Source organism: Lentzea kristufekii (genome assembly GCF_033949925.1).
In the GTDB taxonomy this organism is placed as follows: Bacteria; Actinomycetota; Actinomycetes; order Mycobacteriales; family Pseudonocardiaceae; genus Lentzea; species Lentzea kristufekii.
Genome location: NZ_JAXAVV010000025.1, coordinates 79,307 through 101,359, shown reverse-complemented (window position 1 = coordinate 101,359; position 22,053 = coordinate 79,307). Strand labels below are relative to the sequence as shown.

At 70.9% G+C, this 22,053-nt stretch carries 18 protein-coding genes; 7 read left to right on the top strand and 11 right to left on the bottom strand.

Going from position 1 to position 22,053, the window contains the following annotated elements; translation table 11 throughout:
* Positions 1-81: 81 nt before the first annotated feature.
* The 3 genes from SK571_RS37355 to SK571_RS37345 all read left to right on the top strand — a co-directional run bounded on the left by SK571_RS37355 (position 82) and on the right by SK571_RS37345 (position 4,032).
* On the top strand, positions 82-1,734 hold the full coding sequence (locus SK571_RS37355) for a choice-of-anchor B family protein (RefSeq protein WP_319988833.1): 1,653 nt from the start codon (positions 82-84) through the stop codon (positions 1,732-1,734).
* A gap of 221 nt (positions 1,735-1,955) precedes the next feature.
* Positions 1,956-2,822: a hypothetical protein gene (locus SK571_RS37350; RefSeq protein WP_319988832.1), complete on the top strand. Its 867-nt coding sequence runs from the start codon at positions 1,956-1,958 to the stop codon at positions 2,820-2,822.
* 97 nt (positions 2,823-2,919) lie between these two features.
* A complete protein-coding gene (locus SK571_RS37345) occupies positions 2,920-4,032 on the top strand; it encodes a glycosyltransferase (RefSeq protein WP_319988831.1) in 1,113 nt (370 codons plus the stop codon).
* Here SK571_RS37345 and SK571_RS37340 read toward each other — a convergent pair.
* From SK571_RS37340 to SK571_RS37315, 6 genes are read right to left on the bottom strand one after another with little or no spacing between them, the layout of a single operon-like run.
* The gene (locus SK571_RS37340; RefSeq protein WP_319988830.1) at positions 4,007-5,281 is read right to left on the bottom strand and encodes a cation:proton antiporter domain-containing protein; all 1,275 of its coding nucleotides are present in this window, start codon (positions 5,279-5,281) and stop codon (positions 4,007-4,009) included. The genes SK571_RS37345 and SK571_RS37340 overlap by 26 nt on opposite strands.
* A gap of 16 nt (positions 5,282-5,297) precedes the next feature.
* Positions 5,298-6,593, bottom strand: coding sequence for a cytochrome P450 (locus SK571_RS37335; protein WP_319988829.1), 1,296 nt, complete (start codon positions 6,591-6,593; stop codon positions 5,298-5,300).
* The gene (locus tag SK571_RS37330) at positions 6,587-7,582 is read right to left on the bottom strand and encodes an alpha-hydroxy acid oxidase (RefSeq protein ID WP_319988828.1); all 996 of its coding nucleotides are present in this window, start codon (positions 7,580-7,582) and stop codon (positions 6,587-6,589) included. The genes SK571_RS37335 and SK571_RS37330 overlap by 7 nt, the downstream gene beginning before the upstream one ends.
* Positions 7,579-9,129, bottom strand: coding sequence for an NAD(P)-binding domain-containing protein (locus SK571_RS37325; RefSeq protein WP_319988827.1), 1,551 nt, complete (start codon positions 9,127-9,129; stop codon positions 7,579-7,581). Before SK571_RS37325 ends, SK571_RS37330 begins: the two co-directional genes overlap by 4 nt.
* Before the next feature lie 11 nt (positions 9,130-9,140).
* Positions 9,141-10,514 carry a class I adenylate-forming enzyme family protein gene (locus tag SK571_RS37320; RefSeq protein WP_319988826.1) on the bottom strand — a complete coding sequence of 458 codons (1,374 nt, stop codon included), beginning with the start codon at positions 10,512-10,514 and terminating at the stop codon, positions 9,141-9,143.
* Positions 10,501-12,045, bottom strand: coding sequence for an NAD(P)-binding domain-containing protein (locus tag SK571_RS37315; RefSeq protein ID WP_319988825.1), 1,545 nt, complete (start codon positions 12,043-12,045; stop codon positions 10,501-10,503). Before SK571_RS37315 ends, SK571_RS37320 begins: the two co-directional genes overlap by 14 nt.
* 63 nt (positions 12,046-12,108) lie before the next feature.
* On the opposite strand from SK571_RS37315, the gene SK571_RS37310 reads away from it, so the two are divergent.
* Positions 12,109-13,605, top strand: a complete 1,497-nt coding sequence (locus SK571_RS37310; protein ID WP_319988824.1) for an aromatic amino acid ammonia-lyase — start codon at positions 12,109-12,111, stop codon at positions 13,603-13,605.
* 113 nt (positions 13,606-13,718) lie between these two features.
* Here the strand turns inward: SK571_RS37310 and SK571_RS37305 are convergent, their stop codons facing one another.
* From SK571_RS37305 to SK571_RS37285, 5 genes are all read right to left on the bottom strand, one after another.
* Positions 13,719-14,957: a sensor histidine kinase gene (locus SK571_RS37305; RefSeq protein WP_319988823.1), complete on the bottom strand. Its 1,239-nt coding sequence runs from the start codon at positions 14,955-14,957 to the stop codon at positions 13,719-13,721.
* Positions 14,954-15,643 carry a response regulator transcription factor gene (locus tag SK571_RS37300; protein WP_319988822.1) on the bottom strand — a complete coding sequence of 230 codons (690 nt, stop codon included), beginning with the start codon at positions 15,641-15,643 and terminating at the stop codon, positions 14,954-14,956. The genes SK571_RS37305 and SK571_RS37300 overlap by 4 nt, the downstream gene beginning before the upstream one ends.
* 203 nt (positions 15,644-15,846) lie before the next feature.
* Positions 15,847-16,638 carry a glycoside hydrolase family 20 zincin-like fold domain-containing protein gene (locus SK571_RS37295; protein WP_319988821.1) on the bottom strand — a complete coding sequence of 264 codons (792 nt, stop codon included), beginning with the start codon at positions 16,636-16,638 and terminating at the stop codon, positions 15,847-15,849.
* 34 nt (positions 16,639-16,672) lie between these two features.
* The gene (locus SK571_RS37290; protein ID WP_319988820.1) at positions 16,673-18,370 is read right to left on the bottom strand and encodes a HAMP domain-containing sensor histidine kinase; all 1,698 of its coding nucleotides are present in this window, start codon (positions 18,368-18,370) and stop codon (positions 16,673-16,675) included.
* Positions 18,360-19,055, bottom strand: coding sequence for a response regulator transcription factor (locus tag SK571_RS37285; RefSeq protein WP_319988819.1), 696 nt, complete (start codon positions 19,053-19,055; stop codon positions 18,360-18,362). The genes SK571_RS37290 and SK571_RS37285 overlap by 11 nt, the downstream gene beginning before the upstream one ends.
* A gap of 79 nt (positions 19,056-19,134) precedes the next feature.
* On the opposite strand from SK571_RS37285, the gene SK571_RS37280 reads away from it, so the two are divergent.
* From SK571_RS37280 to SK571_RS37270, 3 genes are read left to right on the top strand one after another with little or no spacing between them, the layout of a single operon-like run.
* A complete protein-coding gene (locus tag SK571_RS37280; RefSeq protein ID WP_319988818.1) occupies positions 19,135-20,169 on the top strand; it encodes a peptidoglycan-binding protein in 1,035 nt (344 codons plus the stop codon).
* Positions 20,166-20,882, top strand: a complete 717-nt coding sequence (locus SK571_RS37275; RefSeq protein WP_319988817.1) for an ABC transporter ATP-binding protein — start codon at positions 20,166-20,168, stop codon at positions 20,880-20,882. Before SK571_RS37280 ends, SK571_RS37275 begins: the two co-directional genes overlap by 4 nt.
* A complete protein-coding gene (locus SK571_RS37270; protein WP_319988816.1) occupies positions 20,879-22,048 on the top strand; it encodes an ABC transporter permease in 1,170 nt (389 codons plus the stop codon). The genes SK571_RS37275 and SK571_RS37270 overlap by 4 nt, the downstream gene beginning before the upstream one ends.
* Positions 22,049-22,053: the final 5 nt, after the last annotated feature.

The window sequence follows — 22,053 nt, the reverse complement described above, 5'->3', positions numbered from 1 at the left end:
GTTCACGGGGAGTGCCCGCCGCTTCTACCGTCTGTTGACGACCGGGAACCCCCTGCTTCCCGGTGCAAAGGAGTCCACTACATGAAATCCCTGCGCATGGGGGCGCTGGCCGTCTTGACGGTCTCCGCGGTCGCCCTCTCGATGACGGGCGCCTCCGCCCACGATCCCAACACCGCCGAAGGCCAGGCCGCCGCCAGGACGTTCCTGGCCGACCACCTGCCCGCCGACCGGCACGCCGTCTCCGGCCAGGCCGCCGGCGTTCCGTGTGTCAACGGCAAGGCCGACATCTACCCCTGCAAGAACGTCGACCTGCTCAGCGTGCTCCCCCTGTCCTCGATGGGCGGTGGCAACGGCAACGACATCTGGGGCTGGACCGACCCGTCCTCCGGCAAGGAGTACGCGATCGTCGGCCGCACCAACGGCACCGCGTTCGTCGACGTCAGCACGCCCACGGCGCCGAAGTTCCTGGGTAACCTGCCGTCCAACGGCGGCAGCAGCTCGTGGCGCGACATGAAGGTCTACAAGGACCACGCCTTCATCGTCGCCGACTTCATCACCGGCCACGGCATGCAGGTGTTCGACCTGACCCGCCTGCGGACGGTCACCACGCCGCAGACGTTCACCGCCGACGTCCTGTACAAGGAGTTCGGCCCGGCGCACAACATCGCCATCAACGAGGAGACCGGGTACGCGTACGCGATCGGCTCCAACACGTGCAGCGGCGGCCCGCACATGGTCGACATCCGCACGCCGAAGTCGCCGAAGAACGCGGGCTGCGTCGCGCAGGACGGCTACACGCACGACAACCAGTGCGTGGTCTACCGCGGACCGGACGCGACCTACCGGGGCCGGGAGATCTGCTTCAACTCCAACGAGGACACGCTGACGATCGTCGACGTGACCGACAAGACCAAGCCGGTCCAGATCTCGCGCAAGGCCTACTCCGGCGCGCAGTACTCGCACCAGGGCTGGCTGACCGAGGACCAGCGGTACTTCCTGCTCGACGACGAGCTGGACGAGTCGCGCGGCACCGACAAGCGCACCAAGACCTACATCTGGGACCTCGCGAGCCTCGCGAATCCGGTGCACACCGGGGTCTACAACTCGCCGGCCACGGCGATCGACCACAACCAGTACATCAAGGGCAAGTACTCCTACCAGGCCAACTACCAGGCCGGGTTGCGCATCCTCGACGTCAGCAACGTCGCTTCGGCGCAGCTGACGGAGGCCGGGTTCTTCGACATCTACCCGGCGGCGAACGAGGCGAAGTTCAACGGGGCGTGGAGCAACTACCCGTACTTCGCCAGCGGCATCGTCCTGGTGAACGGCATCGAGCAGGGCCTGGTCGTCGTCAGGCCCAACCTCGGCGCCGTCGAACCGCCGCCCGCCGGTGGCAAGTTCGAGAACACCACCGACGTGCAGATCCCGGACCGGGGAGCGGCGGTGACGTCGTCCGTGACGGTCTCCGGTGTGCCCGGCAAGGCGCCGGCCGCGCTGAAGGTCAACGTCGACATCAAGCACCCGTACCGGGGCGACCTGGTGATCGACCTCGTCGCGCCGGACGGGACCTCGTTCCGCCTCAAGGGTTCCGGCAACGACTCCGGTGACAACGTGCTGACCACCTACGAGGTGAACGCCGGCGCCGAGGACGCCGCCGGCTCCTGGCAGCTCAAGGTGCAGGACGTCGCCAGCTCCGACGTCGGCTACATCGACGCGTGGAGCCTTCAGTTCTGACCCTGACGCGGGTGGGCGGCCGTGGCCGTCCACCCGCGCCGCCAGTGCGGTGACCACGAACCTTCACCGGGTCTTCCGGCGCTCAGCAGGGCGCCTCGCGGCACCGCCCCCACGCCCCCGTACGTGTCCAGTACTCGGGACGCGGAGACGGCACCGCGATGCACCCGTCTGACCGGCGAAGTACCAGGTAAAGGTTCGTGATCACCGCACTAGGAGTTGTCATGCGCAAGCTCAGCCTGGTCGACTGGATGTTCGCCCTGCTCGCCGTCGCCGTGGTGGCAGGCGGCGGCATCATGGTGTTCGCCCGGTCCGCACCGCCGATGCAGCACCAGAACATGGGCGCCGTGGTCCCCGCCGCGCACAGCGACGGTCTGTCCGATGTGGAGAGCGGCTACCGCTTCGAACGCGTGGTGGTGCCCGAGACCCGCGGCACCGCCGTGCCGGTGGCGTTCCGGATCCTCGACGGCGCGGGCAAGCCCGTCACCCGGTTCCTGGACAACCAGACCAAGCAGATGCACTTCTTCTCCGTCCGCGAGGACATGTTCGTCTTCGAGCACCTGCACCCCGTGCTGGACGGCGACACCTGGCGCACCACGCTCTCCCTGCCCGACGGCGGCGCCTACCGGATGTTCGCGGAGTTCGTGCCGCTCGACACGGCGGACCCGCGCCACCCGGTCGTGCTCGGCGTGCCGTTCAGCGTCCCCGGCGACACGACACCGGCGCCGGTTCCCGCGCCCGAGGCCGGTGCGGTGACGACCGACGGCTACAGCGTGGTGCGCGTGGACGAACCGGCCCGGCCCAAGGCGATGACCCAGCAGACGCTGCGGCTCTCGATCCGTGCCCCGGACGGCACGCCGGTCAGCTCGCTGGAACCCCACCTCGGTGCCAACGGCCACATGACCGGGTTCCACACCATGTTGCTGTCGGCCACGCACCTGCATCCCGTCGAACTGGCGGGAATCCCGCTGAACAACGGCGAGCTGAGCTTCCAGGCGGTGTTCGCCGACCGCGGCGAGTACCGGCTGTTCCTGGAGTTCTCCCACGGCGGCAAGCTGCACCGGGCGGCCTTCACGGTGGACGTCGGCTAAGTAATTTTTAAAGCTCTATAGCTTCAGTGTTGACTAAAATCAAGCCAAGTTGGACAGCCGCCGACACCCAGCGATGAAGATCGCTAGCCTGGACGAGGTGCGCATCCTCTTCTCGTGCCGGCCCGCCTACGGGCACCTGTTTCCGCTGGTGCCGCTCGCTCGAGCGGCACAACACGCAGGCCACGAGGTCGTGTTCGCGATCGGTCCGAGCTTCGTGGAGAAGGCGCGTGAGCTGGGTTTCGAGGCGCACGCGTCGGGCATCTCGATCGAGGAGGCCGAGGCGGAGGCCCGCAGGCGGCACGGCGACGCGGAGGTGCCGCGGCTGCTGATCACGATGTTCGCGGACGTGCTGCCGCGGGCGACGGTCAGAGATCTCGGGGGACTCCTGCCGCGGATCAAGCCTGATCTGGTCGTCTACGAGCAGAGCGACGCCGGTGCTGCGAAGGCGGCTCGTGACGCCGGGATCCCGTTCGTGTCGCACGTGATCGGCCGGTCCATGCCGCCCGCTATCCAGGAGATGGCGGTGGGGGAGATGGCGTGGATGTGGGACGGCGCCGCGCCCGCCGACCTGATGATGGGTGACGTCGCGATCGACCTGTGGCCGGACACCGTGCGCGATCCGGTCGTCGCGGCGCTGCCGACGGTGCTGCGGCAGCGGCCGACGGCGTTCGACCTGGACGTGCCGCTCCCGAAGATCGAGGCGACACCGCTGGTGTACCTGACGCTCGGCACGATGTCGTCCGGTGCGACGGACGTGCTGCGGCGCGCGATCGACGGCCTCGCCCGCCTCCCGGTCACCGTCCTGGTGGCGGTCGGTCCCGGCGATCCCGCGCTCCTGGGCGACGTTCCGGCGAACGTGCGCGTCGCGGGGTTCGTGCCGCAGGCGGAGGTGCTTCGGCAGGCCGACCTCGTGGTGCACCACGGCGGGTCGGGCACGGTTCTCGGCGCGCTCGCGGCCGGTCTGCCGCAACTGGTGTTGCCGCAGGGCGCCGACCAGTTCGTCAACGCCGACGTGCTCGCCGAGACCGGTGCGGGTGCGAAGCTCGTCGGCGAGGAGGTCACCGCGGACGCCATCACGGGCGCGGCGGGCCATCTGCTCGACGACCCGTCGGCACGGGAGGTCGCCGTGAAGGTGGCGGCCGAGATCGCGGACATGCCGGCCCCGGCCGCCGTCGTCCAGCAGCTCAGCGAACTGGTGACGGGGTCCTGACGTCGGCCCCGGCCTCCAGGTGGTCGGGCAGCGACGCGCGGTAGATCGGCATCGCCGCGGCGGTGGTGACGATCGCGACGGCGACCAGGATCGCGAACATCTCCGGTGTCACCAGGTCGTAGGCGAGACCGATGTTGATGAAGATGAGGATCATCAGCCCGCGGGCGTTCATCAGGCCGCCGACCGCGGAGGCGTAGCGCCACGAGTAACCCTGCGCGCGCACCACGAGCCCGCAGCCGAGGTACTTGCCGGCGAACGCGGCCAGCATGATCACCGCGAGCGGGAACCACAGCGCGCCGCCCGAGCCGAAGCCGTCGAGCCGCGTGTTGAGACCGCTGAACGCGAAGAACACCGGCAGCAGCAGGATGGAGTTGAGATCGGAGAGCTTGGTCTCCAGCTCCTGGCGCACGACCGGCGACTTGGGCATCGCGAGGCCGGTGATGAAGCCGCCGAACACGGAGAAGACGCCGATGTAGTCGGTGTACCAGCCGGCGATCAGCACGATCAGCAGGATCACCGCCACCATGTCGCGGCTGAGCTTGCCGTCGCGTTCGGCGCGTTCCCCGAGCTTGGCCAGCCACTTGCGGCCGAGCGTGAGCATCAGCACCGCGAAGAGAGCCGCGCCGAGGACGGTGCGCAGTGCGCCGGACGGGCTGCCGGACGCGCCCACGGCGATGATCAGTGCGAGGAACGCCCACGCCACCGCGTCGTCGATCGCGGCGGCGACCAGGGTGAGGCCGCCGATGGGGGTGTTGGCGATGCCGCGTTCCTGCAGGATCCGCGCGAGCATCGGGAACGCGGTGATCGACAGGGCGCCGCCGACGAACAGCATGAACACCCACAGGCTGGAGCCCTCGGGGCTCAGCGAGTCGAAGAAGAGCAGGGCCGCGCCCGCGCCGAGCAGGAACGTCGGCACGATGCCGGAGATGGCGAGCACGGACGCCTTGCGCGCGTTCGCACCCGTCGTGAGTCCGTGGTCCAAAGAGGACCCGACGAGGAACATGTAGAACGTCAGGCCGATCGTGCTGAGGACGTACAGGGTGCTCTTGACGTCGGCGGGGAAGAGCTGGGCCTGCACGCCGGGGGCGACGGCACCGAGCAGCGCGGGGCCGAGCAGGACGCCGGCGACCATCTCGCCGACGACCCTGGGTTGCTTGACGAGCATGGCGAGCCGTCCGCAGACGGTGGTCGCGGCGAGCACGACCGCCAGCGCGGCGAAGACCTGCAACGCGAAGTGGATCTGGTTCACCGGGGATCTCCTGGGGTCAGTGCCGGACCGGGCAACCCTGCGTGTCGTGCGTGTCGAAGTAGCGCCCGGCCGGCCGGAGCCGGTGGGCGTGCAGCACCATCGCGGTGCCGAGCACGAGCTGGACGACGCTGCGCCAGACGTCCTCCCAGCGGTCACGCACGCGCATCAGAGCGAGCCTGAAGCGCGGCACCGGTCCGTCGCGGACGAGCAGGCACGGCCCGCGGCTGGGCAGCGAGCGGGTGTGCGTGACGGAGGAGTACGGCGTGACGCGGCGCAGCACCTCCCGTGCGGACGCGCGCATCGCGATGGGGGAGAGGCGCCACGCCGGGCACGGCCGGTTGGCGGCGATGCCGAACGGGATGTGGTGTTCGTTGCGCGCAGCGGTTCTCTCCCAACGGCTGGGGTCGAACACGTCGGGGTCGTCGTACCCGGTGGCGTGGTAGGCGGGGTAGTTGAAGCACAGCACCGAACCCGCGGGGAAGAACGTGTGGTCGTCCAGTTCGATGTCCGCGGTCGTGATGCGGTGGGCGATGCCGAACAACGGGTAGAGCCGGAAGGTCTCGTCGAGGACGTGGGCGAAGTACCGGTCGTCGTCGACGCGCCGGGCCGCTTCGGGGTGCTGGGCCAGTGCGAGCAGCAGGTGCGTCATCGCCTCGGCCATCTGCACGACGGCGGTGTTGAAGTAGGTGCCCTGCAGGTAGTGCACCTGCTCGGTCTCCGACAGCGTCGCGGGCAGCGGGTGCCGGACGTCCACGAGCCGGATCCGCAGGTAGCGGGTGAGGCGGGCGCGGCGGGCGGGGTGACGCAAACCGGTGCACTTCAACGAGGTCACGACATCGGTGGCGTGCACGACGATCAGGTCACGCGCGTGGCGCGGGCACGGTTCGCCGAACACCAGCTCGTAGAAGTACTCGGCCCACACCGGCATCATCAGCTCGCGCAGCCGCACCGCGGTGACGCGGCCGGTGATCACCTCGTCCAGCACCTTGGCCGTGCAACGGGTCGCGGCCGCCGAGAGCGTCTCGCTCGATCCCGCGAGGAAGGTGCGGGTCGCTCGGGCCACGTCGTCGTAGCGCGGCCCGGCCTCCAGGTGCTCCTGGTGCACCTCGGGACCGGGGGAGAGCCAGTACCAGAACAGGTCCGACAGCCCGGCGCCCTTGCTGCGGCCGTTCGCGGCGGGGTGGCCGTAGAGCTCCTGGAAGCGGTCGGGGCCGACCTGGTCGTTCGGGAACGTGATGGCGTTGTCGCCGTTGACCTTCTCGAACACCTTGGCGCGCAACGCGACCACGCGTCCGGGCAACCAGTTCAGCACCGGGCCACCACCATGTCCCTGGTCAGTTCGCCGCCGCACATCGCCAGGACGTGCCGGTACTCGTCGCGGAGCACGTCGAGCACCCGCCGCACGCCCTGCTCGCCGTCCGCGGCCAGTCCCCACAGCACGGGCCTGCCGATGCCGACGGCCGACGCTCCCAGCGCCAGTGCCAGCGCGATGTCCCCTCCACTTCGGACACCGCCGTCGAGCACGACCGGCACCCGCCCGGCCACCGCGTCGACCACGGCGGGCAACGCGTCGAGCGACGCCGGCACGAGGTCGAGCTGGCGTCCGCCGTGGTTGGACACGACGACGCCCGCCACGCCGTGCCCGACCGCGAGCACCGCGTCCTGCGGATGCAGCACTCCCTTGACCCACAACGGAAGCGTCGTCACGTCCCGGAGCCGGTCGAGGTGCTCCCACGACACCGCCGGCGACATCTCGATGTTCCGCAGAGCCACCCCGGCCAGGTCGCGCATGTTCTCCGCGGCCAGCCCGGCGGGCAGGTCGTGGAACCCGTGCGCGATGTCTCGCCGGTGACGGCCGAAGACAGGGGAGTCGACCGTCACCACCAACGCCGCGCACCCCGCCCGTTCCGCGCGCCGCACCAGCGCTTCCGTGACGTCCATGTCGGGCTGGACGTAGAGCTGGAACCACACCGGCCCGGTCGCGGCCGCCACGACCTCGGCGATCGGCACGGTCGAGGCCATGCTCGACACCAGCGTCGTTCCGCCCGCCGCCCGCGCGGTCGCGAGTTCACCGTCGGGGTGGGCGAGCCTGTGGAACGCGGTTGGTGAGATCAACACCGGGAGGTCCTGGCTGATCCCGTTGCCCCGCAGCACTCTCGGCAGCAGGGCGAGGCGCCGGAACGCGGCCTCGTTGTCCGCGAGCACGACCTCGTCCCCGACCCCGCCCGCGAAGAAGTCGTAGTGGACGGGGTCGAGCACCGCGCGTGCCTTGTCGTGCAGTTCCGCGAGCACCGGGTTCACCGGAGGTACTCCCGCAGCGGCGCCTTGTGCACGGCCTCGCTGTCCCACTCGTTCTCGAGGTTCTCGGTGATGTGGTGCTCGTCCACGAGCACGCCGCCGCGGAACCGCCGCACCACCGGGTGCAGGTAGCGGCCGTCGAGCCCGCTGGTGTCGTCCTGGGAGGTGCGGCCGGCGGTGATGTCGAACGGGTTGACCTTGTCGTGGTCGGCGCCGTACTCCAGCGTCACCGTCAGGTACGACGCGACGTCGCCGAACTCGCCGCGCGCCACGGCCTCGTGCAGGTGCGCGACCGGTACCTCCTCGACGTAGCGCACCGAGCCGTCCTCGCCGGTCAGCACGGCGTCGGCGAGGAACGAGAACAGCTGCCACAGCGCGGAGGTCCGGTTGACCCGCTCGATGACCGCCTCGGTGACTGCCTCGGGCGTGGGGTCGACGGGGCGGCTGGGCCAGTCCACGCCGTGGTAGCGCTGTTCCGCGATCCGGTGCAGTGCGCGCACGCCGTAGCGGAAGCCGTGGATGAACCCGCTGGTCGACTTCTTGAAGTCGCGCATCTGCGTGATCGTGCCCGCGAAGAACATGTCCGGGACGTTCACCGACTCCCACGCCGCCGTCTGGTCGGGGAAGCGCGACTTGATCGTGAGCTGCGGCCGGCACTCCGGTGCGAAGATCGAGGCGTCGAACCGGAAGCCGGTCGCGAGGATCACCCGGTCGTAGCGGATCTCCTTGATCACCTCGTCGACCCGCTGGAAGCTGACCTTCACCAGGTAGTCGTCTCCGTGGCGGCGGATGCCCGCGATGTGCCCGTCCAGCACGGCGTTCTGCGACTTGAGCTGGTAGGTGTCGAGGAAGTTGTTGTTCACGGCCCGCAGGTGGCCGACGAAGTGCGTCTGCCACGCCAGCTTCAGCGAGCCGGGCCCGGCGACGTGGATGACCGAGGCGGTCTCGACGAGGGCGTCGGCGGTCTCGAACGCCGAGTTGCCGCGCCCGATGATCAGCACCTTCTTGTTCGTGAAGTCCTGCGGGTCGACGGAGACGTCGTAGTAGTGCTCGGCGTGCTCGACGCCGTCGATGTCCGGCACGTACGGCTGCGAGACGCCCGTCGCCACGATGATCCGCTTCGCGCGGTAGGTGCCGCCGTGCTGGTCGCGCACCACGAAGTCGTCCGGCCGGGTCACTTCGATGACCTGGGTGTCGTAGCGGACCGGCAGGTCGAACTTGCCGGCGAAGTCGCCGAGGTAGCGGACCATGTCGTCGGCGTTCGGGAAGTACCTGGGCGTGTAGCCGGTGAACAGCAGCGCGGGATCGTCGGACAGCAACGAGTTCCAGTCGACGCGCAGGTTCAGCTCGGGGTCGTCCCAGCCGGTGTAGATCTTGTTGATGGAGATCAGCTGCCGGTGCCGGGGGAAGCGGGTGAAGAACGTTCCCGCGGCCTGGCCGGACTCCAGCACCAGGTGGTCGCGTCCTGCCTGTTTGAGCAGGTAGGAAGCCTGCAGTCCCGCCGGACCGGCGCCGATCACGAGACATTCGGTCGTTACCTCGCTGGACACGACGTTCTCCTTCACGCAGTCAGCTGACGCTTGTCGGGTTTGCCGCTGGGAGCGACGGGTGGTTCGGAGATCGCGGTGACCCGCACGGGAGCGCAGGCCGCGCCCAGCCGTCCGGTCACGAGCTCGCGGAGCTCGTCGAGCCCGGGAACGCGATCGGCTTTCGGCACGACGAACGCGTGCACGGCCTCGCCGGTCTCGTCGTCCGGCACCGCGACGACGTAGGCCTCGGCGACGTCCGGGTGCTCGGCGACGACCTGCTCGATCGGGCCGATGTAGTGCAGGTTCGCGTTGACGATCACGACGTCGCGGGCCCGGCCGGTCAGGCGCAGGTAGCCGAGCGCGTCGAACCGGCCGAGGTCGCGGGTGCGGACCCAGCCGTCCACGAAGACCTCGGCGGACTCCTCCGGGTTGCCCCAGTACCCGCAGGCCTGTCCCGGCGTGCGGACGAAGAGCTCGCCGTCGCGGATCTCCACGTCCACCGGCGGTTTCCCCACCGTGCCAGGCGGATCGTCCGGCGTGGCCATCGAGATCATGCCGGTCTCGGTCTGCCCGTAACCGTGGAACAGCACCGGTCCCAGGGTGTCCAGGGCCTCGCGGTGCCGGTCGGGGGTCAGGGGAGAGCCGGACACAAGCAGCGCTCGCAGGGTCGACAGGTCGGCGGGCTCGCGTTTCTGGGAGGCGACGAGTTTCGCCAGGCCTGGCACGGTGATCACGCGTGCGGTGGCTTTGAGGCGGGTGATCGCGTCGGCCGGGTTGTCCGCGACGACGACCGTGCCACCGGCCGTGAGGGTGAGGACCGCGTACTCGAACATCACCTGGCTCGACAGGGATCCGAACACGAGGTACCGGCCGAGCCGTGTCGCCAGCTCCCGGATCGCGGGAGGCCAGGCGTCGGGACGGGCGGTCCAGGCGTCGGTCATGGAGGCGTAGGTCTGGGCGCAGGCCTTCGGAGCGCCCGTGCTGCCGCTGGTGTGGATGAGCCGGGCGATGTCACCGGGACGGCCGTCGCACCGCAGGGGTCCGGGGGAGGAGGCGAGCAGGTCCGCGAGGTCGGCGTCCCGGAGCACGAGCTTGATGTCCAGGCTCAGCAGGTGCTCGACCTGCGCGTCCGTCAGTCCCGGACGGACCCCGGCCACCCGCGCGCCCACCGCGTGGGCCGCCAGGATCGTGGCGAACGCCTCCACGGTCACGCCGAGCAGCAGGGCCACACCGTCACCGGGACCGAGACCCCTGGCGCGCAAGCCGTTCGCGATCCGCGCGACCATGCCGAGCAACTCCGCGCCGGTCACCACGCGGGTGCCGTGCTCGAACACCGGCCTGTCCGCGGCGGCGGCGAGCACGTCGAGCACCGCCCGCGGGAACGGCCCGGTGTCACGCGCCGGCAAGGCATTCCTTCACGAACAGCACGAGCGGCTGCTGGTGCACCTCCGGCAGGTCCCAGTGGTTCTCCAGGTTCTCGGCCAGCTGGTGCGTCGCGGCGAGCACGCCGTGCCGGTAGTGGCGGACCACCGGGTGCAGGTAGCTCGCGCCGGCCGCGTTGACGGGGTCGTTCTCGGCGACGCGGGGGACGGTGATGTCGAACGGGTCGACGGTGTCGTGGTCGGGCCCGTACTCCAGCGTCGCGACGAACCGGTGCTCGGCCGGGCCGAGGCCGCCGTCCGCCACGAACGCGACCGGCACCTCCTCGGAGTACCGCGCGGTGGCGTCGTCGACGCTCACGACGTCGCCCATGACCGCGAACTGCTGCCACAGGCACGACGACCTGTTCACCCTGGCGATGACGGCCTCGCTGATCGCCTCGGGTGAGAGCTCCAGATCGGTGCCCGGCCACGGGGTGCCGTGGTTGCGGTTGCTCAGGACGCGGTGCAGCGCGCGGGCGCCGTAGCGGAAGCCGTGGATGAACCCGCTGGTGGACTTCTTGAAGTCCCGCGACTGGGTGATCGTGCCGGCGAAGTACAGGCCGGGGACGTTCGTCGACTCGAACGCCGAGGTCTGCTGCGGGAAGCGGTCCTTGATGACCAGCGCCGGGCGGCAGTTCTCGGCGAAGATCGAGGCGTCGAACTGGAACCCGGTGCACGCGATGATGCGGTCGTACTCCAGCTCGCGGACCTTCTCGGCCGTGCGCGCGTAGCGGAACTGGATCCGGAAGCCGCCCTCGGGCCGCTGCTCGATGCGTTCGACGGTGCCGTCGATGACCGCGTTCTCGGACTTGAGCTGGTAGGTGTCGAGGAAGTTGTTGTTCACCGCCCGCAGGTGCCCGACGTAGTGCGTCTGCCAGGCGAGCTTCACCGAGTGCGGCCCTGCGACGTGGATGACCGCGGCGTGCTCGACCAGCGCGTCGGCGGTCTCGAAGCCCGAGTTGCCCTTGCCGATCACGAGCACCCGCTGGCCGGTGAACGACTCCGGGTCCGTGTCGAAGGTGTCGTAGCGCTCGGTGTGCTCGATGCCGGGGATCGGCGGCACGTGGAGCTGGGAGACCCCGGTGGCCATCACGAGGTTCTTCGCGTGCCACGTCCGTCCACCGTGGTCGGTGGCCGCGAACCCGTCGCCGTCGCGAGAGATGCTCGTGACATCGATGTCGTAGTGGACCTTCAAACCCGCCGCGCAGTCCTGGAAGTAGCGGACGATGTCGTCGGCGTCCGGGAAGTACCTCGGCGTGTAGCGGGTGAAGAGGAGCTCGGGGTCGTCGAGCAGCAGGGAGTTCCAGTCCATCCGCATCCGCTGCTCGGGATCGGTGAACCCGGTGTGGACCTTGTTGATCGAGATGAGCTTGCGGTGCCGCGGGTAGCGGGTGAAGAACGTGCCGGCCCCGCTGCCGCGCTCCAGGACGGCGTAGTCGCGACCGTCCCGCTCGAGCAGTGCGGCGAGCTGCAAACCGGCCGGTCCCGCGCCGATGATCAGGTAGTCGTGAGCCATGGACGGGGAAGCTACCCACGCGATCTCAGAACTTTCTGAGATCGGCTGCCTACCGTCCGTGCGGTGACCGCGACCGCCTCAGACACGTCCGTGGACCTGGGTTCACCCCTGACCGTTCCGCATCTTCAGCGCGCTTCCGGGCCGCTACCCGTGCTCGTCGGCTCCGACGTGCTCGACCGAGTCGAACGAGGCCGCGCCTACCTGCGCACGGTCCTGGCCGACGACGAGCGCCCGGTGTACGGCGCCAAGACCGGGTTCGGCGCCCTGGTGGGCTTCGCGGGCAGGTCCACCGAAGCCGACCAGTGCGACAACACCCTCGCACACCTCGGCGCGGGCCAAGGCCCCGACCTGCCCCTGGACATCGCCAGAGCCGCACTCCTGGTGCGCACCTGGTCCCTGGCACAGGGCCTCTCCGGCGTGTCCGCCCACGTCGTGGCGGGCCTGTCCGCGATGTTCGCGACGACGTTCGTCCCGGCCATCCCGCGTTACGGCTCCGTCGGCGCCAGCGGGGACCTCATCCCGCTCGCCTACGCCGCCCAGGCGTTGCGCGGCCGAGGACACGCCTACCTCGACGGCGTCCGCCGGCCCGCAGCCGACGCCCTGGCCGCAGCCGGACTCACCCCGTTGCAACTGGACGGCCGCGACGCACTGGCCCTGGTCAACGGCACCTCCGTCACGACGGCAGCCCTGGCCCTCGCCCTGTCGTCCGTGCGTTCCTCGCACCTAGCTCTGGCCGACCTGACGTGCCTGCTGGTGGATGTCGTCGGCGCCGACCCCGGCTTCACCGACCCACGCCTGATCTCCGCCTTCGGCCACCCGGGGGGCGTGACCGTGGCGGGGTGGATGCGCTCCATGCTCGACGGCACCACCCCCAGCGGCCTGCGCGCACTGCAGGAGCCGTACAGCATCCGCTGCGCACCCCAACTCCTCGGCGCCTCCGAGGACGCCCTGCGCTACGCCGACAGCGTCGTAGCCGCGGACCTGGCCGGCGTCAGTGACAACCCGCTGTTCTTCCCCGACGACGACCTCATAGCCCACGGCGGCAACTTCTTCGGCCAGCCCGCCGCCTTCGCCGCCGACGTCCTGGCGATGGTCACGGCCTCACTGGGCAACCTGGCCGAACGCCAGCTCGACCTGCTCGTCGACCCGGCCCGCAACACCGGCCTCCCACCCATGCTCGCAGCCGGCCCAGGCCAGCAACACGGCCTGCAAGGCGTCCAACTGGCCACAACCGCCTTCATCGCCGAGATCCGCCGAGGCGTCCTGCCGGCCAGCACGCAGAGCCTGCCGACCAACCTGCACAACCAGGACGTGGTGCCGTTCGGCACCCAGGCGGCGCTGCGCGCCTACGACCTCGCGGAGCTGCTGCGCCTGCTGTGCGGCTCCCTCGCCCTGGGCCTGCGCCAGGCCGTGCACGTGGGCGGCCGCCGCCCGACCGCGCCCCGGTGCGCGGCGTTGCTGGACGCACTGGCCTCGGCCATCGAACCGGTGGACCCGGACCGCCCGCTGGACGCGGACGTCCGGGTGGCGGCGGAGGTGGTGGTCAGCCGGCAGTGGTGAGGGGCGGTGCTTGAGGTGGGAGCGGTGGTGGCGCGGCGACGGTGAGGGGGCGGCCCAGCCGCCACCGCCCAGCCGCCGCCCCCACACCGCGCCGACCCGCCGCACCGCCAGCCTCACGGGCAGGCGCTGGCGATCCGCTCCCGCACCTCCGGCACCCCAGGCCCGGCCACCGGAATCCGCAACGTGAACCGAGCCCCCAGCCCAGGCCGCCCCACCGCCTCGACCGTCCCGCCGTGCCCGGTCACGATCTCCCGCACCAGCGCGAGCCCCAGCCCGAACCGCCCCTCACCCGCACCCCGGTGGAACCGCTCGAACAACCGCTCCGCCTCCCCGGCCTCGAACCCCTCGCCGTCATCCGCCACGACGAGCTCGGCCACCCCACCACCACTCCGCACGCCCACCGAGATCCGCCCACCCTCCGGCGTGTGCCGGACGGCGTTGGCCAGCAGCTCGTCGACGGCCCGCCGCAGTCCGGTCTCGATGCCCTGCACCACCACCGGGTGTCCGGGGTGGTCGAGCGACACCGTGATCCGCCGCTCGGCAGCGCGTTCCGTCTCGCCCACGACGGCGGCTTCGGCCACGTCGGCCAGGTCCACGGGTTTGCCGTCGAGTCGCTGGGGAAGTTGCGCGGAGGCCAGCAGGTCGTCCACCACGTCGGCGAGGCCGCGGATCGACCTGGCCAGTGCGTCCAGGTCGGTCCGCTGGTCGGCGGGCAGGTGGGCGGCGAGCAGTTGGGCGCGCAGGTAGGCGCGGGCTATCGGGGTGCGCAGTTCGTGGCTCGCGTCGGTGACGAAGCGGCGTTGCCTCGCCAGCGCCTCCGCCAAGGGGCCCACCGTGCGGCGGCTGATGCCGAGGCCGATCAGGGCTGCCGCGAGCAGGCCGCAGGCCAGCGCGATCGCCAGTGCCTGCAGCAGGTGTGTGCGGTCGGCGAGCTGGTAGCGCATGTCGAACACGGCCTGCACCGTCGTGCCGTCCGCGCCCGGCGCCGTGAGGACCCGGTACTCCGTGCCGTTCGCGGTGACGTCGCGGGGCACGGCGACACCGGACCTGTGCACGGCGTCGATGTCGTCCCGCAGCGGGAACCCGGCCGGCACCTGGAGATCTCCCTCGTGCAGCACGCCGTCCTCCAGCACGAACACCCACGCGCACCGGGGCGCGATGCCGGGCACGCCGTACTGGATGTTGTAGCGGAGTTCGCGCGACACCTGCGTTTCCTGCGCGTGCGCGATGACGACGTAGGCGATCGCCCCGACGAACGTGATCATCAGCGTTATCGCCAGGCCCACCAGCACGCTGACCCGCAGCCGCGCCCGGCGTACCTCCGCGCGCTCCGCCTCCGCCCACGACCTCACAGCGCCCCCAACCGGTAGCCGATCCCCTGCACCGTCTGCACGACCGAACGTCCCACCTTCGAACGCAGGTAGTGCACGTAGGTGTCCACAATGGACTGAGAGGGTGCGTCGCAGAACACCGTGCGCCGCAACGCCGCCCGCGTGTGCACCGTCTCCGGGTGCGTGGCGAGCACCCGCAGCAGCGCGAACTCCCTGGTGGTCAGCGGCACCTTCTCGCCGTCGGGCAGCACGACCTGGTGTTGTTCGAGCTCCAGGCAGCCGGCACCGATGCGCAGCACCGCGGCGAGTTCCGCCGCCCGCCGGCACAGCGCCCGCAGCCGCGCGGTCAGCTCGCCCAGGTCGAACGGCTTGGCGAGGTAGTCGTCGGCGCCGGCGTCGAGACCGTCGATCCGGTCGTGCACCGACCCCATCGCGGTGAGCATCAGGGCCTGCGTCCGCACGGACCGGGAACGCAACCGGGACAACAGGTCCAGCCCGTCGACGACCGGCAGGACGCGGTCGATCACCACCACGTCGTAGGGCCGGGTGAGCGCGAGGTGCAGGCCTCGCTGCCCGTCGAAGGCGGTGTCGACGTCGTATCCCTCACCGCGCAGCACCACGGCGAGCAGCTCCACCAGCTCGCGGTCGTCGTCCACGAGCAACAGCCGGAACCGCTGGACTGACCGCGACTTCGAAGAGGCCCGCACGGAATCCACGATCGCACGTGATCAGCGTCGATTCAGCGGGCAACAGCCAACGGACAGGTTCACGGATGTGACCGGAAGGCTTGCTGTGACACAACATCGCCGGTCGCGCGGCTTCAACACCCCCTGGGCACCCGCTGATCAAAGATAAACATGTGAACCGCGGTCGTCGCGTGACCTGCGATCACGCGACGACTGTGAACGACCTACCAGGCGGGCGCCACGGCCGAGGCGGTGCGCAGTTCGCCGACCCAGCCCGCGGTCGCGATGGCGCGCAGGCCGTCGTCGCCCTCGGCTAGCTTGCCGTGCGGGCCGAGAACGGCGGCGTCCCCGTCGTGCCAGCGCACCGGCAGCTTGCCGTGGCGTTCGAGCAGACCGGCGAACCTGGTGGTCAGCTTGGCGGTGCCGATGTGCACCCAGCGGCTCGGGAACAGCTCCAGCAACTCGATCGTCGCCGGACCGAGCTCGGGCACCACGGTGATGCCGTGGTCGCGCCCGTACTCGACGAGGTCGCGCAGCGCGTCGGGATCGCCGTCCGGGAACACGTGCAGGACGTTGAGCTTGTAGGCGGCCATCCGGTCGATCGCCTTGCGCATCTCGGCCGGTGCCAGCAACGCGCTCGACACACCGCGCCACGCGAACGCGGGGGAGTCGCGCACGTCGGCCGCGCGGACCGTGGCGTCGCGGGTCATCAGCTGCCGGAACGTCTGCACGCCGTGCCGCAGCCCGGCCTGGGTCCCCGCGCGCAGCATGATGGCGTCGTTGCTGACCAGCAGCGCGTACCCCTCGGGGCCGAGCCCGCGCATGGCCGGGTCGTGCGACACCATCAGCATGCCGTCGGGCGACTCCGCCAGCAGGTAGCCGGTCTGCCGGAAGATGTGCTCGCGCAGCATCGCGGCCGCGGTGCGCGCCTGCCCGGTCACCCGGACGGTCACGTCTTCGGTCAGTACGAACGAGCCCGTGCGACGGGGCGCGCTCGTGGGCATGGGAACAATCACCGGTTTCCTCTCCAGCGAGCTAACGCTGGGTGTATCAGCTGAGTTCCGGCAATCGGACGCGGAACGTGGTTCCGGCGCCTGTCGCGCTGATCACATCGACGGTTCCACCGTGCGCCTCGACGAGCTTGCGGACGATCGCGAGCCCCAGCCCGCTGCCGCCCGTGCTGCGACTGCGCGACTTGTCCGCCCGCCAGAACCGGTCGAACACGTGCGGCAGATCGTCCTCGGAGATGCCAGGACCGGTGTCGGTCACCGTGATCACGACCTCGCCGTCCCCGGCCGTGCCCCCGACCGTCACCGACCCGCCGGCGGGCACGTGGCGCAGCGCGTTCGAGACGAGGTTGTCGAGGATCTGCCGCAACCGCAGGGCGTCGGCCCGGACGGTGAGAGCGGGATCCGCGGACACCGTCAGCGTGATGCCGGCCTGAGCCGCCCGCGCCTCGTGCGCGGCTTGGAGCTGCTCCAATGCCCTCGCGACGTTGAGCCGTTCGAGTGTCAGGCGCAACGAGCCCGCGTCGGCCACGGCGAGGTCCTGCAGGTCGTCCACCACGTGCTGCAGCACGAGCGCTTCCTTGAGCAGCAACGCGACCAGGGCCGGATCGAGGTCGCTCACCCCGTCCTCGGCCGCCTCCAGCCAGCCCCGGATGTTGCTCAACGGCGTCCGCAGCTCGTGCGCGACGTCGCCGACCATCGCCTTGCGCGCTCGCTCCAGGTGCGCCCTGTTCGCCGCCATCGTGTTGAACGCCCTGGTCAGCCCCGCGATCTCATCCTGCCCCCTGACCGGCACCGGCGGGATGTCGCTCCCACCGGACATGTGCGTCGCCGCAGCCGTCAACGCCCGCAGCGGCCGGGTGATCCGCGCCCCCGCGAACGCCGCCACCCCGACCGCCGCCAGCAGCACCGCCGCCGCGGCCCCCATCACCCGCCAGCCGTTGCCCGACAACGAGATCGCGGCGGTCGGCGGGCCCGTCGGGTTCGACAGGTACAGCAGGACCGGCGGCGCCACGTAGGGCGTGAGCTGCTCCTTCCGCGACGCGGCCACGCACGCGGCGACGGCCGGTTCGTCCGGTGGCGGCACGCCCGAGGACTGCTTGCGCGCCGGGGTGAAGTCGGGATCGAGGTCCACCGGCGGCAACGAGCGGCGTGCCAGACAGGCGTTGACCAGGTCTTCCAGGTCGAGCAACGCGAAGAAGTCGGCCGCGGTGTCGAACGGCAGGTCCCGCTCCCGGCAGTCCAGCCGGGCCTGCTCCTTCTTGACCAGCCGCAGGCAGAACAGCGCCCCGGTCCGGTCCTCGCGGTCGCGGAAGTCGATCGGAGTGCGGAACGGCCCCAGCACCCGCTTGTCGATCCGGTCGGCGGGCGCACCGGGCACCAGGACCGGGTCGACGGCCAGCGGGTCCACCACGGCCGAGGCCCTGTCCGGCAGCTGCCCGCCGTGCTCGCCCAGGTCGGCGACCGCGCGGCCGTCCTTGGTGACCAGCGCGATGCGCCGGCCGGGCTGCTCGGACACCAGGTTCTCGACGTAACCGTCCACTTCGGACCAGTCGCGGTGGTCGGCGGCGTAGGCGAGCAACGTCGTGTAGATCTTGTGGTCGGAGGCCAGCTCACGGCCCTGCTCGCGGGCGATCGACGCCCGGGTCAGCTGCGTCGCCAGCCACGCCGTCGCGGCGATCGAGCACACCGCGATCAGGACCACCACGACGAGTAGACGGGTGAAGACGCTACGGCGCATCAACGCGTCCCGCCGTGAGCTTGTAGCCGATGCCGTACACGGTCACGAGGTGCGAGGGCGTGCGCGGATCGGCCTCGATCTTGCGGCGCAGGTTCTTCACGTGCGTGTCGATCGTCCGCGCGGTCAGGAAGCTGTCGAAGCCGTGCATCCGCTGCAGCAGCTGCTCGCGGCTGAAGACTCTGTCCACTTCGGACGCGAGCACCTCCAGCAGTCCGAACTCGCCGGGCGTGCACTCGACCGCTTCGCCGCGCACCCTCACCTCGTGCCGCAGCTGGTCGACCACGATCGGCCCGACCTGCAGCACCGGCTCCGGTTTCGGAGCGGGCACGCGCCGCAGCAACGTCCGCACCCGCGCCACCAGCTCACGCGGGCTGAACGGCTTGGTCATGTAGTCGTCCGCGCCGATCCCGAGCCCGTGCAGAAGGTCGTCCTCAGTGGACCGTGCCGTGAGCATGAGCACCAGCACGTCCGACTCCGCCCGCAACGCCCGGCACACGTCCAGCCCGCCCAGCCCCGGCAACATCAGGTCCAGCACCACGAGAGCGGGACCGTGCGCGCGGACGACGTCGAGCGCGTCCCGTCCGTCGTGGACGACGAGCACCCGGTGGTGGTCCTGCTCCAGGTACCGGCGCACCAGCTCGGCCTGGTTCTCGTCGTCCTCCGCGACCAGGATGAGAGCGCTCACGGGCCGATCATATGGACGCCCTCACGGCGATCACCGGTTCGACACAGGATCCTCACAAGTGCCTCCGAAGATCCACGACATGCGCAGGACAGTCATCGGGGCCGCAGTGCTCGTCGTGGTCGTCATCGCCGTGGTGCTGGTGGTGCGGGCCCGGCCACCGGAGCCCGCCGCGGCCCCGCCACCGGCGGTGAAGACCACGACCGTGCGAAAGGGAGATCTCACGAACACCCGCACGCTGCAGGCCCAGCTCGGTTTCGGCGCCGCCCGGCTCGTGAAGGGCGCCGCGGGCACCGTCACGAAGCTGCCCGCCACCGGCCAGGCCACCGAGCTCGGCAAGGAGCTCTACCGCGTCGACGACCAGCCCGTCGTCGTGTTCTTCGGCGCGACACCGCTGTTCCGCGCGCTGGACACCCCCGGTCTCAAGGGATCGGACGTGGCGGTGCTGATGGACAACCTCGCCGCCCTGGGCTACCAGGTCGGCACTCGCCCCAAGGACGTCACCAAGGCCGAGTTCACCCCGCGGGTCGTCGAGGCGCTCAAGAAGTGGCAGAAGGCCCTCGGCGTCGAGCAGACCGGCACCCTGGCGCCGGGCCGCGTGCTCGTCCTGGACCGTCCGATGCGCGTCGGCACCGTGAAGGCCCAGCTCGGCGAACCGGCGACGGAGGCACTGTTCGAGGTCACACCCACCACGCGCCTGGTCACGCTGCAGGTGCCGGTGACCGAGGCGGGCGTGCTGAAGGCCGGCCTGCCGGTCACGATCGTGCGCCCCGACACCCGCCCGGTCCCCGCCAAGGTGACCTCGCTGACCCAGGTGGCCGCCCCCGCCGAGAACGGAGGTGGCCCGAAGGTCGACGTCGTGGTCACGCCCGACACCCCGGCGGACGTCGCCGACCTGGACACCGCCCCGGTCCGTCTGACGGTCACCACCGAGAGCCGCACCGGCGTGCTGATCGTGCCGCTGGCCGCCCTGGTGGCGCTGAAGGAGGGCGGCTACGCCGTGCAGCTGCCGTCCGGCGGCTTGAAGGCCGTCCAGACCGGCCTGTACTCGCAGGACGAGGTCGAGATCTCCGGCGACGGCGTCGTCGACGGCCTGGAAGTGGTGACGGCGCAATGACCCCGGTGCTCGCCCTGCGCTCGGTGACCAAGCGGTACCCCGGCGGCGTGACCGCGCTCGACGACGTGTCGTTGCAGGTCGCCTCGGGTGAGCTGCTCGCGATCGTGGGCCCGTCCGGCTCCGGCAAGTCGACGCTGCTGCACCTCGTCGGCACCCTGGACCTGCCCTCGTCCGGCACCGTCGAGATCGACGGCCAGGACGTGTCCCGCCTGCCGGACCGCCGCCTGTCCGCGTTGCGCGCCAGCCGGCTCGGGTTCGTGTTCCAGCAGTTCCACCTGTCCGACGGACTGACCGCGGCCGAGAACGTGGCCACCGGCCTCCTCTACGCCGGCGTGCGCCGCAAGGACCGCCGCCCGCTCGCGGTGGACGCCCTGAACCGCGTCGGCCTCGGGCACCGGACCGACCACCGGCCGCAGCAGCTCTCCGGTGGCGAACGCCAACGCGTCGCCATCGCGCGTGCCGTGGTGAACAACCCGGCCCTGCTGCTGGCCGACGAGCCGACCGGGGCGCTCGACACCGCCAACGGGCTCGCGGTGCTGGACCTGCTGCGGGAGCTGAACGGACAGGGCACGACCATCGCGCTGATCACGCACGACCGCGACATCGCCGCATCGTTGCCACGCCGGGTGGAACTGCGCGACGGGCGGATCGTCGCGGACACCGCAGACCTGCCCACCGTGTCGTTCCCGAGCTTGAACGGCATCGCCGGATGAGCCGCCTGTCACCCGTCGACCTGCTCGCCCTCGGCTCCCTGGGCATGCGCACCCGCAGGCTCCGCGCGGCCCTGTCCGCCCTCGGCATCGCCCTGGGCATCGCCACCGTCGTGGTGGTCACCGGCATCCCGGCCTCCAGCCAGCAGGCCCTGCTCGACGAACTGACCGCCCTGGGCACCAACCTCCTGCGCGCCCAGCCCACGCCACGCCAGGACGACCCGGTCCTGCTGCCCGAGTCCTCGGTGGCCATGGTCCAGCGCATCGGCCCTGTCACGGCCGCCGCCGCGGTCGCCAACACCCACACCAGAGTCCGCCGCAACGACCTCCTGGACCCCGGCCACAGCTCCGACATCACCGTCCTCGCCGCCACCCCCGGCCTCCTGGACATCGTGAACGGCCACGTCCGGAGCGGCGAGTTCCTGCCGCGGCCGGACTTCCCGAACGTGGTCCTCGGCAACGTCGCGGCTCAACGACTCGGCATCGCCGGCGCGGGCGACCGTCCGGCGATCTTCGTGGGGGAGAAGTGGTTCACGGTGACGGGCGTGCTCTGCCCCACGCCACTGGCGCCCGACATCGAACGCTCGGTGCTCGTCGGCTGGGACGCCGCCCGCACGTACCTGGGCTTCGACGGCCACCCGACCGTCGTCTACGTGAAGGCCCGCGAGGAGTCCATCGAGGACGTCCGGGCGATCCTGCCCAACACGCTCCACGGAGAGATCCCCGGCCTGGTGCAGGTGAGCCGCCCGTCCGACGCGCTCGCGGCCAAGCGCGCCACGCAGAACTCCTACAGCGCGTTGTTCCTCGGCCTCGCGGGCGTCGCACTGCTGGTCGGCGGCGTCGGCGTGGCGAACACGATGGTGATCTCCGTGCTCGAACGCCGCGGCGAGATCGGCCTGCGCCGGGCGCTCGGCGCCACCCGCGGCCACATCCGCGCCCAGTTCCTCACCGAGGCCGTCCTGCTCTCCGGCCTGGGCGGGCTGGCAGGCACCGCGCTGGGTGCTCTGGGCGTCGCCGGCTACGCGACGCTGCACCGCTGGCCGCTCGTCATCCCCCTCGAAGTCCTGGCCGCAGGCGTGCTCGCCGCGTTCGTCGTGGGCGCCGCCGCCGGCCTCTACCCCTCCATCCGCGCCGCCCGGCTCACCCCGACGCAGGCGCTCGCCGCGTGACGAAA